Raw genomic sequence first — 15150 nt, 5'->3', positions numbered from 1 at the left:
TTCCAATCACCCCCTTCGAAGGGGAGTAGTTCCCGCCCAGGCCATGCACGCGCCACCCAGCACGCGCAGCAGCATCCGGGCAGCGTACCGTCGTCAGTACGAAGCGTCTCGCTTCCGGCGGTCCGGGTCAGTGCAGCCACCGTGGCCACACCGACTGAGCAAGACCTTTGATGGCCCCGCAGCGGGGTGATCAAGGCCGTCCCTCGCTCCTGCGCACCAGCGCGCGGGCAGGTTCCAGGTCCTCCGCCGCAGGCCTGACTCGCCAGGACAGACCCTTTGCCATCACAGCAGCGGGAAACTCCTTTTGCCTTAGGACACCGAGGACTTCATGGACTTTTTGACTTCACCCGAATTCTGGCTAGCACTGGGCCAGATCATCATCATCGACATCTTGCTGGGCGGAGACAACGCCGTCGTGATCGCGCTGGCCTGCCGCAAGCTGCCCCCTGCGCAACGCGCCAAGGGCATCATCTGGGGCACCGCCGGTGCCATCGTCTTGCGGGTGGTGCTGATCGCCTTCGCCATGACCCTGCTGTCGCTGCCGTTCCTCAAGTTCGTCGGTGCGCTGCTGCTGGTGTGGATCGGCGTGAAACTGCTGGCCCCTGACGAAGACGGCCACGGCGACGTGCAAGGCAGCGACAAGCTGCTGGCCGCCATCAAGACCATCATCGTGGCCGACCTGGTGATGAGCGTGGACAACGTGATCGCCATCGCCGGTGCCGCACAGAACGCAGGCGAACACTCGTTCCTGCTGGTCGTGCTGGGCCTGCTGATCTCGATCCCGATCATCGTCTGGGGTAGCCAGCTCGTCATCAAGCTGATGGAGCGCTTCCCGTTCATCATCACCTTCGGCGGCATGCTGCTGGGCTGGATTGCTGGCGGCATGCTGGTCACCGACCCTGCGTTCGTGAACCCCGCCGTGATGGACTGGATGCCCAAGTGGGGCAGCGTGGATGAAAAGGGCCTGGCGGTCATCTCCGACACCCTGTACTGGGCATCGCACATCGTGGGCGCCTTGCTGGTGCTGGCAGTGGGCAAGTTCATCGTGTCCCGCCGCGCTGGCGACGGCGGCGAAGGTGGCGCAGCCCACGGCTGACCCCGCGCCTGCACAGCGGTTCTCTGCGTTCGCAGCCTGCATGCAGGCTGCGGCCCCCAGGGGCGTTGACCTCCGCCCGCCGCACGGGCAGGGCAACGCCCTTTTTGCTTTCTGTTTCACCCCGTTCACCCACCCACAGGGCCTGCGACATGGACAAAATCATTGTGTACGTGGACGACGCTGACCATGCGCAGCAGCTGCTTGCGCCCCTGGTAGCCAACGAACCAGCCAGCCAGCGCCACTGGGTGCTGGTGGCCTGTGCGCCGCGCATGACGCACCGCGTCAGCAAATGGGTGAGCCACAGCGCCCGCGAAAGCTGGCGCAACAAATGGGCTGACAAGCTGTTTGCACAGATCATCCCCGGCGCAGGGCTGCAGCCTTCCCAGGTCACGACCGTGCTGGCCAAAATCCCCTTGGCGGAGTTGACCGAGCAACTGCAATCGCAAACACAGCAGGCCTGCGGCCGCCCTGCCCAGGTGCTGGATGCGCGCAAACCCCGCATGGGCACCGAAGCGCAAATCGGCGTCAACTCCTCCGCTGAGCGCCCATCACCACCATCCTCCTGGCCCGGCGTGCTGGGCAGCGTGCTCACCGGCTGCAGCACTTTGTGGGCCTTGGCGCTGGACTGAGCCACCCCTGCGCAGGGCTGCACCCCTGTTACACGGCCGGTGCTATTCTTCGGCCATGAAACTCCTCCTGAAATGGCTGCTCAGCGCCGCGGCGCTGCTCTTTGTGGCTTATGTTTATGGCGGCGTGCAGGTGCAGAGCTTTAGCTCGGCGCTGATTGCCGCGTTTGTCATTGGCCTTTTCAACGCCGTGCTGCGCCCGGTGCTGGTGATCCTGACCCTGCCCGTCACCGTGGTCACCGTGGGCCTGTTCCTGTTCGTCATCAACGCGCTCATGTTCTGGGCAGCAGCGGGCGTGCTGGACGGCTTTCACGTCAACGGGTTCATGGCGGCCTTGCTCGGCTCGCTCATCTACTCCGCGCTGGGCCTGGTGATCGAATCAGTGCTCGGCGGCCTGTTCACGAAGCAGTGATTGCACAGACCGCAGCCGGGTGTCGATGATCGACGCCTCGAAGTGGTCGTCGGCCGAAGTGCTGCGCCGCGCCAGATCCTGCCCGGCCTTGAAGCGGTCCACCGCTGCGGCGTAGTCGTAGCGCGCCGCATGCACTTCCGCCTCTGCCCGCACTGCACGCAGTGGCTGGCCCTGCGCATTCCAGACCGCCGCCATGGCTTGCCACGCCGAAGCATCGCGCGGGTGGGTCGCCAGCCAGGTCTGCAGCGGCCCCGTCACCTCTTTCGACTGGCCGGTGCGCAGCAAAATTTGCGTGCGCAGCAGCATCTCGGGCCGGCGTGAATCCCCCGGTGGCATGGCCGCCAGCGCAGCGGGGGCATCGTCTGCTGCCAGTTCCAGCTCCGCCCTTAGCAGTCTTGCCAGCCGCGTGGCCGCAGCATCGTTCTTGACCAGTTGCTGCAACTGCCCCGCCCAGCGCCGCGCCCCTGCCGCATCGCGCAACTGGCTGGAGCCCAGCGCCGCCGCATACAGCACGCCCGCCTGCCGCGCTGGCGGCAGCGCCGCAAAGCCGGTGCCTTGCGGCTCCGCCACCCACTGGCGCAGCACATCCACACCGGGTCTGGACAGCACCCGCGCCCGCGCGGTGACCATGGCATGCTCGGCCTGCAAAACAGAGGGGCTGCTCGCCGTCAACCCGCCCGAGGGCAGGCGCGACTGCATGTCGGCTATGCGCTGCGTGGTCAACGGGTGGCTGCGCAGATACGGCCAGCTGCCGTTGTCGTTGATGCGGTTGGCCTGCTGCAGCTTGTCGAACATGCCCACAAAACCCTCGGGTGCGAAGCCCGCTGGCTCCATCAGCCCCATGCCCACTCGGTCGGCCTCGCGCTCCATGTCGCGCGAAAAATTGAGCTGGTTTTGCATGGCCAACGCCTGGCCGCCCACCACCAGCGCCTGCGTGGCGCCTGGGTTCTTGCTGGCCGCCAGCGCGCCCAGCACCATCGCGCCCAGCAGCAGCGGCGTCTGGCGGCTTTGCTGCGTGAGCAAACGTGAAATGTGCCGTTGCGTCACGTGGCTCAACTCGTGCGACATCACCGAGGCCAGCTCGTCGCGCGTGCCCACCACCCCGATCAAGCCCAGTTGCAGCCCCAGGTAGCCACCCGGCAGGGCAAAGGCATTCACGGTGCGGTCACGCCCCAGCAGCACCTCCCACGCAAAGCGCTCGTCCAGCTCGGGCGACAACTCACCCCGCGCACGCGCCGCCGCCATCAACGGCTGCCAGATGCCCTGCACATATTCGCCAATCACCGGGTCATCGATGTAGTCCGGGTCGCGGTACAGCTCCCGAATGATGCGATCACCCAGCCGCCGCTCCTCGCTGCTGGTCAGGTCACTGCCATCGCCCAGGGTGGGCAGCCCCCCCTGTGCGTGAGCAGGCAAGGGGTTTGCCGCGCCAAACGCTATCAAAAGAGAAGCTGCCAGCGCTTTACTGGCGAGCGCTAGACGCCTTTTTTTACCCAATATCAACACTCATGGTCTCCCTGGCGCCATTGGTGGCGACAGCGCCAACTGCGGCGCACTGCACCGTATGATGCCCCCGACCCGCGAAATGTTTCGCACGTGGTTGCTACCAAGTGCACAGAGAGCCCTCGACCATGACATCCAAAACCCCAGAAACCCCCAGCGCCAGCCCCCTCACCCACTTCGACGCCCAAGGCCAGGCCCACATGGTGGACGTCGGCGCCAAAGGCGCCACCCACCGCATCGCCGTGGCCACCGGCCGCATCGAAATGCAGCCCGAAACCCTGGCGCTGATTGAATCGGGCACCGCCAAGAAAGGCGATGTGCTGGGCATCGCCCGCATCGCCGGCATCATGGCCGCCAAGAAAACCAGCGACCTGATCCCGCTGTGCCACCCCCTTGCCCTGACGCGGGTTGCTATCGAATTTGAAGCTGCCAGCGCACGTACGGAGGGCGTTTGCGGCATATTTTGCTCAGCTACCGTGGAAACGGTGGGGCAAACCGGCGTGGAGATGGAGGCACTGACCGCGGTGCAGATTGCCTTGCTGACGATTTACGACATGTGCAAGGCGGTGGACCGAGGGATGGTGGTGCGGGATGTGATGGTGGAGGAGAAGCGCGGGGGGAAGTCGGATTACCAGGCCACATAAACGGCTCTAGGAGCTAGCGGTCCTCAATCCTGCCTCTCAACCAAAATCGGGGCTGCTTTGGAATGTCTTTGTACCCCGTGTATGTAGCCTCTTGTGCAAGTGCTCTGACTTCATAACCGCCTAATGACCAATCTCTCTGGACCACAAAGCACAACATTCCTGTGAAACAGGCAAACACAACCGTTCTAGTTGATGAAAGTATGGCCTCTCTCACTGAGCGCCTGCCTACCTTCAAAGCAGACGGCTGATGTTGTGCAAGCAAGTAGCCGCTCAACACTACCAGCCAAATCTGTGGTGTTGGCATAACGAAAACACCATCCACCATGCTGAGAGCAAGTGCAGCAAAAACGGCCGCAGCGGTGCATACATACATGGCATCGCGCTCATGAGCCAAAGTTAGCTCAGCCGCCCCCAAGGCCTTAAGGTGACGAATGATGGCCAAGCAAGCAGACCACAACACTGCGACCATCAGCACGAAGGAGACCGTTCCCATCTCAGCTCCCCATTGCAGGAGGAATTGATGGGGATGTGCAGCCCTGCCATACCCCAGGTTCGCCAGATGCATAGGGCCAATGCCCAGCAGGAGGTGATTCCACCAAACGCGCAGGGCATCACCCCATAAAACCGAACGACCCGAAGAGGTCAGCGTCAACCTCTCTGAAGCAGTGTTGGTGAGATCCAGCGCCAACACTTGAGGTATTAGTACCAGCAACACAACATAGGCAGTCATCCCGATGCAAAAACCTTTGAACTGGATTTTTGACCAATCGCGTACGGTGCCGCCTATTACATAAAAACATGCCATCACCACCGCCATAGCGATCCAGCCACCGCGTGTCCCAGAGAATATCAAAAGCATCCAGAAAGCAGGCAGCAGCCAAAATGCTGATTTACGAAAACCTGAATCATTCAAGATAGGAAACGCCAGCATCGGCAACATAATGATGGCATATTGGCCAAAGAACCTGATGTTATCAAAGCCACCTATCAAAAGCCATGGATCGATGATTCCTATACCACTGACATAGGCAGCCGCGTATGAAACAAAAAACCCAAAAAAGAAAACACCACAGGACAGAACAATCACACCTATTAAAAATTTTAATAAATCATCCCTACTAACAAAAAAACACCAGGCACAATAAATTACAGCATAGTAGCTGCACACCCAAAGCGCCAATTCCAAAAAAGCCCATAACCTTTTTTCCGAAAAAACTGCCGAAAACACTCCCAATACAAATAACAAAATAAAAATCCATGCCACCCTCTTATCCACAAAAGGAGCACTTACATGTCGAAAATTCAACAGATAGCCACAAAAAAACAAAGCAAAAACTAGCACCTGAACCACACGCTGTGGATCATGAGAATTTTCCGCCCCAGGATAGAAATTCAGCGGCAAAACAAATAATAACAAGAAACATGCAATCAGCATTTTTGCTTGCATCTTGCACAAAAAACCAATAAAAGCTTTCAATTTTCAATAAATCCATCAATTGGCAAAGCAGCCAAAGGCTTTAAGGATTTTCGCTCCACAAAAACAACCCAATCATTACTTTTAGAGCTAACCACAGGAAGCCAACGAATATTCTCAACCGCTACATGCCCTTTAGCACTTATTTCAATCAGCACCCCCTCAATAGCCCATTTCTGTTGTGGCCTCGCCAAAACAAGGCGCTCTACTGTTTGAAGTTTGCGCTGTACTGCTGATTTGCTTTGCTCTAGGGACTCCCACCAATCGGGGCGTAAAGAGGTTTCGAGGCCGGACAGTGACAGCTTAATACTCTCCAGGAGCTCGTCCGAATTTCGTGGAGCACGGGTCGCAATCCAGCGCGGCCCAGACCATGGCAGTTCACGTAAATTCAGTGGCGCCTTAGGTAGTTCCGCAGGATCAATTTCAGACGCAGTGATCACACGAAACCGATCAACTTCAAACACCACATAAACAGGCCTAGCTTGCGCCATCGTCCACACCCCATAGCCCAAGGCACATAACTGAATCAACACAATAACAGAAGCATCGAGCCATCTTTCACGCAGGGATTTTTGAGGGTGATATACAACCAGTGTCAACAGTGGTCCACAGATCACATCGCACACCGCCAGAATCAGCAATAAGCCCGTGGCAGCCACCACACCGCCATAAGGCGCCGGAAACCACAGGTGGTATAACAAACCAACGACCACCCCAATAACTGTTGCACCACACCCTAAATGGATGAAAGCGGCTTGTAACTTTGCTTTGAAAACCTTGAATCGTGACGAATCGATTGCCATGTACTTGAAGATCAGCAAGTTCTAGGACGGTATTTTGCTGCCAAAGTCGAGGGTGTTGCACCAGTACCACACAACCAACTGATTCGCAACCCTGCATTGGCTGCAGCCGACAAATCCAGTGCAGCACCAAAATCATTCACCGGTTGAATGTAAAGCACATTAGCGCCAGCGGGGGCTACTGCAGGCTTATTCGCGACGGCAATGATGCCCGAGGAACTACTGGTCACAGATTCCACATTTCTATTACCTTCCAAAGCCGTTGCTCCCTGAAATGAAATCCCTAGCTTTTCACAGGTCGCCGAATCAGTACACGCCATGTCGGAAGGACCGACACTGGTAAATGTTTCCATAATGGCTTTTTTTAAACCCAAAGACAAAACAACACCTTCAGACACCTTGACCCGGATGGTGTAATCGTTATAACTTGGAATTGCAATGGCGGCCAATATTCCGATGATAGCCACCACAATCATCAACTCGATCAGGGTAAAACCTTTGGAGTATAAAGTTTTCATAAGAGCCTCTTTTTTTCAAACCTAGCCCTCAACTGATAAAAAAAAGCCTCCCCAATCTGGGGAGGCTTTAAGGTCAGCTAAACAGTGATCAGGTACCACGGCAGTTAGCTGGGCGATACTTGGCGAGCACCGTACCACCAGTGCAAGACCAAGCGATTTGCGTACCAGCATCAGCAGTCGAAAGATTCAAAGCAGTGGTGCCATTAGCGCCAACAGGAGCAACTGTCACAGTATTGTTAGCGGCAGGAACTACAGCAGGCTTATAGGTGACTGTGATGATGCCACTCGCTGCACTTGTCACACTAGCCACGTTCTTGTTACCCGCCAGAGCGGTCGCGTCCATCACCGTTGCACCAATAGCTGCACATGTAGCGGCAGAAGTGCATTCCATCGAGCGTGGGCCGTTAGCTTGGAAGGTTTCAGAGATGGCGGTCTTCAATGCAGACGACAGTACCAAGCCTTCAGAAATCTTGGCGCGGATGGTGTAGTCCTGATACGCGGGCAGTGCAACAGCAGCCAGAATACCAATGATGGCCACCACGATCATCAGTTCGATCAGGGTAAAACCTTTTTGCAGGGAACGCTTCATAAATCTCTCCTCGGGGTAAATTGCAAGTGAAACCTGTCGAATGTTCTTCAGGCTGGCTGTAATAAAGCAGATAGCGTGCCAGCTTTTCCAGATGCGTTTTGCGCTATCGCAACCACCGGGATCGTGCCGCCGCACAGCGACAACAGGCCTGGCTTCTGGGCCATTCGCCTCCAATCCAAGCACCACACTGACATTTTTGTTCTGCCATGAATGTCAGTCAACGCATGTTCGTTACACCTCAAACACCTGCCCCACCTGCAACCAGCCAATTTCCACATCCTCAGCAAGTTCCAGCTGTTTGATCTCTTGGAGGATGAGTTCGGTTTCGGATGGCTTGGTGTGGGTGATGTAGATCGGATAGCTGGCCGCGGGTGCTCTCAAGGCCAGTTCGGCAGCCAGCGTGGTGGGCGACAGGTGCTGGCTGCGGCGCGCGAGGTCGCTTTCGCGGCTGCTGAAGGCGGTTTCGATGACCAGCGCAGCGACGGGAAGTTGGGGCGGCGGGGCTTCGGCAAGCTGCTCCAGTGCGCTCCACAACGCCGGATTGCGCTCGGTATCTCCGCTGAAGGCCCACCAGCCGCGCTGGCCTCGTAACGCGTAGCCCACAGCCGGCACGCTGTGCACGGCTGGCAGCACCCGCACCGCCAGCCCACCGGCCGTGACGGTCTCACCAGCGGCCAGGGGTACGTACCGCAAAAACGGCGATTGGGCAGAGGGGACGCAACTGAAATCAGGCCAAACGATGTTGTTGAAGACATGCGCCTGCAGCGCAGCAATGGTGGCTGCCGGTGCATGCACCTGCACAGGCTGGCTGCGCAGCGATGAGACGGCATCGAGCATCAGCGGCAATGCGGCGATGTGATCGAGGTGGGAGTGCGTGAGGAAGACGTGGTCAATCTGGCGCATTTCTTCCAGCGTCAAATCCCCCACGCCAGTGCCTGCATCGATCAGGATGTTGTGATTGACCAGAAAAGACGTGGTTCGGCAGTCGCGGGCGATGGCGCCTGAGCAGCCGAGAACGCGGACTTTCACTGAAGTGTTCCTATCATGGGCATGCTGAGAACTTTTCCATCCATCATTTGGTATCGAAATGGGTGGCACCATCCCAATCCGAAGGAGGAGGGCGGGACATCATCTCTTCCAGGCGGGACGCATACAGTGCATAGAGCACGGATTGGGGCGCTTGGTGCCGTAAAGCGGCCAAGCTTTGGCCGCATTGTGCCCAGTCTTGGGCCCGGTAGTGTGCAAGCACTTGCTGCCAGCAGGCCAATTCATCAGCATTCAGCGCAGACGCTTGGCTTTGGTCGGCCAAGGGGGTGTAGATGTTCACACTCTGGGCTTTGCCTTTGACGCGCACCCGATCCAGTTCTTGCCATACGAAACCTGACGCCAGGTTTCGCGTCGATTCACTGGCGATGATGGAAACGCCATAGGTCTTGCACAGCCCTTCAAGGCGCGAACCCAGGTTGACCGCATCGCCGATGACGGTGTAGCTCAACCGAATGTTGGAGCCCATGTCACCAACGCACATGAGCCCGGTGTTCAGACCAATGCCAACGCCAATTTCCGGCAAGCCTTGCGCGCGATGCTCCTGGTTGAGTTGCTCAACCGCCCGGGCCATGCCCAAAGCCGCACGCACAGCGCACGCAGCGTGGTCTTGTGCAGGCACAGGAGCGCCCCAGAAAGCCATCACGCAGTCGCCCATGTATTTATCGATGGTGCCCCGCTCACCCTGGATGACTTCCGTCAGCCGCGTGAACACCCGGTTCAAAAGCGCTTGCAGCTGCAGCGGTGGCATGCATTCAGACAGGGCAGTGAAGCCTCGCATGTCGCAGAACATCACCGTGAGTTCCCGACTGTCTGCTTGCATGCTGTAGTGCTCGGGATGCTTGAGCATCTCATCCACCAGTGGGGGCGGAACGTAAGAGCGAAAACGCGAAGCCAGAGCGCGTTTGGCCCGGCTTTCAAACAAATAGCCATGGGCGATGTTGACCGCTGTGGCTGTGAATACCAGCGCAAGGGCGGTTGCCAACGGCATTGCCAGCCCGTGCGTCCGATACAACCAGAAATTGAGCAGGGTCAGAGCAAGGAACACCGCCGCGCTCAGCAACAACGCGGGGCCAGCCGGCAGCACTGACAGCCCTAGCGCGAGGACCAGCCCCACCACCAGAAGCTGCAGAATATCGAAACCGCGTGCGTAATCCGGGATAGCGATGGTGCTGCCGTCCATCAGTGCCGTCAGCATACTGGCATGGGCTTCTACGCCGGGATACACCGGGCCGACCGGGGTGGTACGCACATCTTGCAGCCCCGGAGCCGAGGTGCCTATCAAGACGGCTTTGTCCGCCAGGGTACCTTCCGCTATTTTTCCTTCCAGCAAGTCGCTGGCAGAAATGTAGGCATAGGAACCGCCCTCGGGGCCGCCGGGGCCTCGGAAAGGGATGAGCATGGCCAGCCGCTCATCCACGGGCAAAGCCATGCGGCGCGTGCCGTCTACCAAGACCACGCTTTCCAGTGTGTCATGGGTGCCGAGAGAAGCCGTCGCCGGAAAGCCGGGCTCCACGGTGGGCCCGCCCATCATGGCGCGAAACATGGCCAGAGCCAGCGACTCGTAATATTGGCCCTGGTATTCAGCCAGCAACGGCAAGCTGCGAACGACACCATCGCTGTCGCCGATGGTGTTGAAGAACCCAGCCTGAGCGGCAGCCTGATTCAATTCGCTGAGATTGGCTCCGTAGCCATTCCAGGTGGTGGCTGCCAGCGGCCTGCCGCGCAGCTGGGCGCCAGTCACCACCGGCAAAGGGAGCGCACCTTGGGTGTGCCCCTGCCGATCACTGGTGAAGTAGTAGCCCAGCACCGCCGCATGCCCATGAAGGCTGCGAGCAAACAAAGCATCGTGGTCAAGGGAAGGAGCCAAGCGAGCCAGTTGCTCGGCAAAGCCAGGAGTTTTGGCCAAGGGCCCTCGCTCCAAGGCGCGCAGGGATGCCAGCCCGGAGCTGTTGTCGCGCTCGGCAAACACCACATCGAAGCCCACCACAGACACACGCTGGCGTGCGAACAATTCTTGGGTCAGATCTGCGAGTTTGTCTCGGCCCCAGGGCCAGCGCCCGATGCGATCGATGCTCTTTTCATCGATGTCCACAATAACGATGCGCTCGTCGAGGGTTCGCGACATCCCCAGGCGCAGGCGGGCGTCGTAGATGAACTGGTCCAGCCGCTCCAGCAGCGGCAGGGGCATGGCGGCCGAAACATGCAAAAGCGCCAGTGCCAGCGGGATCAACGTGAGCAGCACGCGGCGCCAGCGGCGAAACAACAAGGAGCTGCGCATGGGCTCAACGCACCAAGCCCTAGCGAGCCGCCAGGGCTTGGCGGTCACATCAATCAGGTTTGTTCGAACTGCATTTCAGTGCCCGCGAGTTCCAGTTTGTCACCGCTTTTGAGCGGGACAGGGCTGGAGCCAATCGCCACACCATTGAGCAGAGGCATGTCCAGGCCTTCCACATGGGCCAGCACAAAGCCCTGAATGCGCTTGGTGATGGAAGCCACGGCAACACCGGGTTTGCCGATGGTGGTCACCACCTTGTGCAAGGCGACTTCGCGGCCAGCCGCTGCGCCCGACAGCACCCGGATAACGGCATTCATAGGGGCAGGAGGCGCAACCACACCACCGGGCCTTGCCGCCGGATTCAGCGCCGGAGCCATCCCCGGCTTGAACACCATGGTCTTCTCGAAGTTCTGGGCGTCTGCATCTTGCAGGAAGCGAATCTTGTATTTGCCCACCTCAATGGTGTCGCCGTTGCGCAACTCCTGGCGCTTGACTGCCTTGGCGTTGACGTAGGTGCCGTTCGTGCTCCCCAGGTCTTCAATCTCGACACCGTCAGGCATCATGTGGATAGCCGCGTGTTCACCGCTCACCGCCAGGTTGTCGATCACGATGTCGTTGTACGGGCGGCGGCCCAGCGTCGTGCGCTCTTTGGTGAGTTGCACTTCTTTGATGACGACGCCGTCGATCGAAACGATCATTCTGGGCATGATGATCTACTCCTGATTTGATGATTTGTTGTGTTGCTGTCCGTCAGGCAGAGCCCAAAAGACGGGACATGAGGCTGCGTTTTTTTCCTCCGGCAGCAGCCTGCGCCAGCAATACGCTGACGTTATCACGACCGCCGTGGGCATTGGCCGTGTCAATGAGCCGCCCCGCTTTGTCTTCCAGAGAGCCAGGCGTGCACAGCAAGTCTGCCAGCTCTTCGTCGTTGACCATTTCGGTCAAACCGTCAGAGCACATCACAAACAGGTCGCTGGGCGCCACTTGAAATTCGTTCACTTCCATTTGCACATGCGGCTCTACGCCCAACGCGCGGGTGACCAAATTGCGGTTGGACGACGCGGCTGCCTGCTCCCGGGTCAATATGCCTGCATCGACCTGTTCCTGCAACCAGGAATGGTCTCGCGTGATTTGCTGCAACACCCCTGCGCGCAAGCGGTAGCAGCGTGAATCACCGATGTGGCCGAGGATGAGGCGATCGCACTGAAAAACGCCCACCACCAACGTGGTGCCCATGCCGGAGTACTGCGGGTTGGACAGCGAAGCGCCCAAAATGGCATGGTTGGCGTTTTCCACACACAACTCCAGCGCCCGCCGCACATCCGTGGCAGGGGGCGCAGTCCCGGCCTGGGCCAGCCAGCGACCCATTTCCGTGCAAATGTAGGCAATGGCCATTCCGCTGGCAATTTCGCCCGCGTTGTAGCCACCCATGCCGTCAGCCAAGACGGCCACCTGGGCTTCCCGATCGACAGCCACGGCGTCTTCATTGTTGGCGCGCACGCGCCCCCGGTCGGTTTGGGCGAAAAATTCGTATGTCATGGATTGGGAAGCGCGTCATCCCACAGGGGCAGCCACAGGCCTGGATGCTGGGCTTTGTTGCTGTGGGTGCTCCAGCACCGTGGTTTTTGTCAGCAATATGCTTTGCTCTGCAGGGGAGCGGTCTGGATCATAGACGACTGCCGCAGTTACTTCGCCAATACTTTGTTGCAGAGCGTTGTCCATGGCGTGCGTGAACGCTTGCGCCAGCTGCGCACCTGTCTGGTAACGGTCCTCGGGCCGCTTGTTCAACGCCTTGGCCACCAGTGTTGCTACGGCCTCGGGCAAGTCGGGGCGCAGCGTGCGAACATCTGGCGCTGGCACATGAACGATCTTGTGCATGAGTTCTGGCATCGACTCGGCTCGCAGCGGCAATGCGCCCGTGAGCAGCTGGAACAGGGTCACACCCAACGCGTACAGATCTGTTCGCCCATCCACCTTGGCACCACACAGCTGTTCAGGCGACATGAAGCTGGGCGTGCCCAACACGATGCCCGTGCGCGTCTTGCTCGCATCGGTAATACGGGCTACTCCAAAATCCATCACCTTCACCGTGTCGGTGGCAGGGTCCCACATGATGTTCGCGGGTTTGACATCGCGATGCACGACATGCTTCGCATGAGCATAATCCAGGGCACTTGCTACCCGAGCGCCAATGACCAACACCTGCGCCACAGGCAACAGGTGGGGGGTTTGAGTGAAAGCGGTCAGGTCCGTGCCGGCCACGAACTCCATCGTGATGTAGGCGAGCCCCTGCGCTTCCCCAGAGCCATCAATGGTCACGATGTTCGGGTGCTCCAACCGCCCTGCGGCTTCTGCCTCTTTGAAAAAACGTTCGCGGGCATCCACCAGCGCAGCCCCCTCAAACTCCTGGTGCAGGGCCAAGGTTTTGATCGCCACCATTCGGCCTGAGCGCAAGTCTCGCCCTTGGTAGACGACCCCCATCGCGCCCTTGCCCAACTCGTGCTTGAGCTCATAGTGCGCAAATGCACCGGAGGCCTTTTGGCGCGGCAGCGTTTCTTGCACGGAGGCAGGCAGTGACGAAGCACCTTCGCCAAAGCTACTGCCAGCGCCATGGCCTGGCGAAATGCCAGCCTGGGCCAGCAAGTGGGTCTTGGCATGGCGGTAGCGTGCCCGCGCATCTTTGTATTCGGCATCGCGATGCACCAGATGCTTGAACACCTTCTTGGCCAGAGCAAAGTCTTTTTTGCGCTCAAAGTCCTTGCCCAGGTGGTAGAGGTTTTCCTTCAATGCGTCGCTGGTCGGCAGTAGCTTGAAGCGCTCAAAGGCCTGCAGCAACTCACCACGACCATGCAGGGCCAGCGCCATCATGCGCTCGGCATCGGCAGAGCCTTGCGGCACTTCACCCGGCGTGCGTTTTGGTAATGCAGCCCAAACACTGCACAGCATCTGCCCCCACAGCACCACTGCGGCGGCGGCCAAAAGAGGCACCATGTGCAAGGCGCGTTGCAGCCACCACCATTGCATGGCAACCAGCAACGTGGCCAGCCCCAGTGCAACGCCCCAGGCCACTCTTGTGCGCAAACCGGGCAGCGCCACAACCACCAAAGCCATGGCGAGCACCGCACCCCATGCCAGGGTGTGGGCCCAGTTTGGAGCCGTCACGGAGCGGGCCACACGCAATCCGACCAAGGTCTGGGCCACCACATCGGATGCGTGCAAAGACGAGCCCCCCGGTACGGTCCACACAGCGGCTTGCGGCCCTGCCGTCATTCCTACCACCACGGTCTTGTCGCGCAGGGCTGCCGGTGGCACTTGGTTAGCCACCACATCGGCTGCCGCCAACCGAGGCAGGGATACGCCAAACACTGGGCGCATCACCGCACCCGCATCCACCCCCACCGCCAAGCTGCCCAGCAGCAGACCAGGGCTGGAACTGCCGCCTCTCCAAGAAATATCTTCGGCGCTGAGATGCAACACACGCTGGGCAGCCAGCAGCGCAAGCGCAGGCACTCCCACGCTATCGTGGTTGAGTACCAGAGGCACCTGCCGGAGAATGCCATCGCTGTCAGCCCCCCATTGCAAATGCCCCACGCCTGCAGCCGCCTCCGCAAAAGGCCCCATCTGCACGGGCACCATGGCTGGCCCACGGCCGCCAAGGGCTGCCAAGGTACTGCGATGAAAAGCCGGTGGCAGTGAAGCGGCAGGCCCTTTGTCCGCAAATACCGCTGGCCAGATCACGTTTTGGGCCTGGGCAATGCTGCTCACCAGCGCTTGTGCATCGGTCGGCATGGCAGGCGACGCCAACGGCACGGCATACACCACGGTGCTGGCGCCTGCCTGGGCCAGGCGGTCAATCAAGGCGGCATGGTTGTCATAGGACCAGTTACCGCCAGCCGCTGCCAAGCTACGGGCATCGATGTCCACCAACACCGCCTCGCTCATCGCGCCGGGCGAAGCGTGGGCCACAGCAGCGTCGTACAAGATCTGCTGGGCCTGAGGCAATACACCCGCAAGCCACAAGCCTCCCGTCAAAGCCAGGGCCGTGGCGGCGCTGATCCATCCTGTCCACCGCCTTGGTTCTGCCCTGCGCTCCGGTAATTTTCTGGCCACTGCAATCCACGTTCCATTCTGTGAGTGGATGTAAAAAGCAAAAATTAAGCCCGTTC

Annotated in this window: 14 protein-coding genes; 4 read left to right on the top strand and 10 right to left on the bottom strand. The window is 59.4% G+C overall.

Annotated features, from left to right (window positions below; translation table 11 throughout):
• The first annotated feature begins 328 nt into the window (after window positions 1–328).
• The 3 genes from AADJ04_RS00850 to AADJ04_RS00840 all read left to right on the top strand — a co-directional run bounded on the left by AADJ04_RS00850 (window position 329) and on the right by AADJ04_RS00840 (window position 2134).
• Window positions 329–1096, top strand: coding sequence for a TerC family protein (locus tag AADJ04_RS00850; RefSeq protein ID WP_142082714.1), 768 nt, complete (start codon window positions 329–331; stop codon window positions 1094–1096).
• A gap of 149 nt (window positions 1097–1245) precedes the next feature.
• The gene (locus tag AADJ04_RS00845; RefSeq protein ID WP_198846095.1) at window positions 1246–1725 is read left to right on the top strand and encodes a hypothetical protein; all 480 of its coding nucleotides are present in this window, start codon (window positions 1246–1248) and stop codon (window positions 1723–1725) included.
• A 55-nt stretch (window positions 1726–1780) separates the two neighbouring features.
• Window positions 1781–2134, top strand: coding sequence for a phage holin family protein (locus tag AADJ04_RS00840; protein ID WP_207373578.1), 354 nt, complete (start codon window positions 1781–1783; stop codon window positions 2132–2134).
• On the opposite strand, the gene AADJ04_RS00835 is transcribed toward AADJ04_RS00840, so the two are convergent.
• Window positions 2102–3592 (bottom strand): M48 family metalloprotease, encoded by a 1491-nt coding sequence (locus AADJ04_RS00835; RefSeq protein ID WP_341238459.1) that lies wholly within the window; start codon window positions 3590–3592, stop codon window positions 2102–2104. The two genes, AADJ04_RS00840 and AADJ04_RS00835, sit on opposite strands and share 33 nt — an antisense overlap.
• A 173-nt stretch (window positions 3593–3765) precedes the next feature.
• On the opposite strand from AADJ04_RS00835, the gene moaC reads away from it, so the two are divergent.
• Window positions 3766–4281, top strand: a complete 516-nt coding sequence (gene moaC, locus AADJ04_RS00830) for a cyclic pyranopterin monophosphate synthase MoaC (protein ID WP_341238433.1) — start codon at window positions 3766–3768, stop codon at window positions 4279–4281.
• A 13-nt stretch (window positions 4282–4294) separates the two neighbouring features.
• Here the strand turns inward: moaC and AADJ04_RS00825 are convergent, their stop codons facing one another.
• From AADJ04_RS00825 to AADJ04_RS00785, 9 genes are all read right to left on the bottom strand, one after another.
• Window positions 4295–5758 (bottom strand): O-antigen ligase family protein, encoded by a 1464-nt coding sequence (locus AADJ04_RS00825; protein ID WP_341238432.1) that lies wholly within the window; start codon window positions 5756–5758, stop codon window positions 4295–4297.
• Window positions 5755–6558, bottom strand: coding sequence for a TfpX/TfpZ family type IV pilin accessory protein (tfpZ, locus tag AADJ04_RS00820; protein ID WP_341238431.1), 804 nt, complete (start codon window positions 6556–6558; stop codon window positions 5755–5757). Before tfpZ ends, AADJ04_RS00825 begins: the two co-directional genes overlap by 4 nt.
• A gap of 11 nt (window positions 6559–6569) precedes the next feature.
• Entirely contained in the window at window positions 6570–7073 is a 504-nt protein-coding gene (locus AADJ04_RS00815; RefSeq protein WP_341238430.1) for a prepilin-type N-terminal cleavage/methylation domain-containing protein, read from the bottom strand.
• A gap of 88 nt (window positions 7074–7161) precedes the next feature.
• On the bottom strand, window positions 7162–7662 hold the full coding sequence (locus AADJ04_RS00810) for a pilin (RefSeq protein ID WP_341238429.1): 501 nt from the start codon (window positions 7660–7662) through the stop codon (window positions 7162–7164).
• Between the two features lie 231 nt (window positions 7663–7893).
• On the bottom strand, window positions 7894–8691 hold the full coding sequence (locus AADJ04_RS00805) for a 3',5'-cyclic-nucleotide phosphodiesterase (protein ID WP_341238428.1): 798 nt from the start codon (window positions 8689–8691) through the stop codon (window positions 7894–7896).
• A 43-nt stretch (window positions 8692–8734) separates the two neighbouring features.
• Window positions 8735–10987 (bottom strand): adenylate/guanylate cyclase domain-containing protein, encoded by a 2253-nt coding sequence (locus AADJ04_RS00800; RefSeq protein ID WP_341238427.1) that lies wholly within the window; start codon window positions 10985–10987, stop codon window positions 8735–8737.
• Window positions 10988–11040: 53 nt separating this feature from the next.
• The gene (locus AADJ04_RS00795) at window positions 11041–11691 is read right to left on the bottom strand and encodes an FHA domain-containing protein (RefSeq protein ID WP_341238426.1); all 651 of its coding nucleotides are present in this window, start codon (window positions 11689–11691) and stop codon (window positions 11041–11043) included.
• A 43-nt stretch (window positions 11692–11734) separates the two neighbouring features.
• Window positions 11735–12523 (bottom strand): Stp1/IreP family PP2C-type Ser/Thr phosphatase, encoded by a 789-nt coding sequence (locus AADJ04_RS00790; RefSeq protein ID WP_341238425.1) that lies wholly within the window; start codon window positions 12521–12523, stop codon window positions 11735–11737.
• Window positions 12524–12538: 15 nt separating this feature from the next.
• Window positions 12539–15094, bottom strand: a complete 2556-nt coding sequence (locus AADJ04_RS00785; RefSeq protein WP_341238424.1) for a serine/threonine-protein kinase — start codon at window positions 15092–15094, stop codon at window positions 12539–12541.
• Window positions 15095–15150 lie beyond the last annotated feature (56 nt).

This window comes from uncultured Acidovorax sp., assembly GCF_964021665.1.
Taxonomy (GTDB): Bacteria; Pseudomonadota; Gammaproteobacteria; order Burkholderiales; family Burkholderiaceae_C; genus Acidovorax; species Acidovorax temperans.
Note: the sequence above shows the minus strand (reverse complement) of the source record. Positions and strands in the feature narration are given on the sequence as shown.

Bases quoted from the DNA above. Each gene is read 5' to 3' on its own strand.
- moaC (WP_341238433.1), top strand. From the start codon at position 3,766: ATGACATCCAAAACCCCAGAAACCCCCAGCGCCAGCCCCCTCACCCAC.
- AADJ04_RS00840 (WP_207373578.1), top strand. From the start codon at position 1,781: ATGAAACTCCTCCTGAAATGGCTGCTCAGCGCCGCGGCGCTGCTCTTT.
- AADJ04_RS00815 (WP_341238430.1), bottom strand. From the start codon at position 7,073: ATGAAAACTTTATACTCCAAAGGTTTTACCCTGATCGAGTTGATGATT.
- AADJ04_RS00810 (WP_341238429.1), bottom strand. From the start codon at position 7,662: ATGAAGCGTTCCCTGCAAAAAGGTTTTACCCTGATCGAACTGATGATC.
- AADJ04_RS00790 (WP_341238425.1), bottom strand. From the start codon at position 12,523: ATGACATACGAATTTTTCGCCCAAACCGACCGGGGGCGCGTGCGCGCC.
- tfpZ (WP_341238431.1), bottom strand. From the start codon at position 6,558: ATGGCAATCGATTCGTCACGATTCAAGGTTTTCAAAGCAAAGTTACAA.
- AADJ04_RS00850 (WP_142082714.1), top strand. From the start codon at position 329: ATGGACTTTTTGACTTCACCCGAATTCTGGCTAGCACTGGGCCAGATC.
- AADJ04_RS00795 (WP_341238426.1), bottom strand. From the start codon at position 11,691: ATGCCCAGAATGATCGTTTCGATCGACGGCGTCGTCATCAAAGAAGTG.
- AADJ04_RS00845 (WP_198846095.1), top strand. From the start codon at position 1,246: ATGGACAAAATCATTGTGTACGTGGACGACGCTGACCATGCGCAGCAG.
- AADJ04_RS00800 (WP_341238427.1), bottom strand. From the start codon at position 10,987: ATGCGCAGCTCCTTGTTGTTTCGCCGCTGGCGCCGCGTGCTGCTCACG.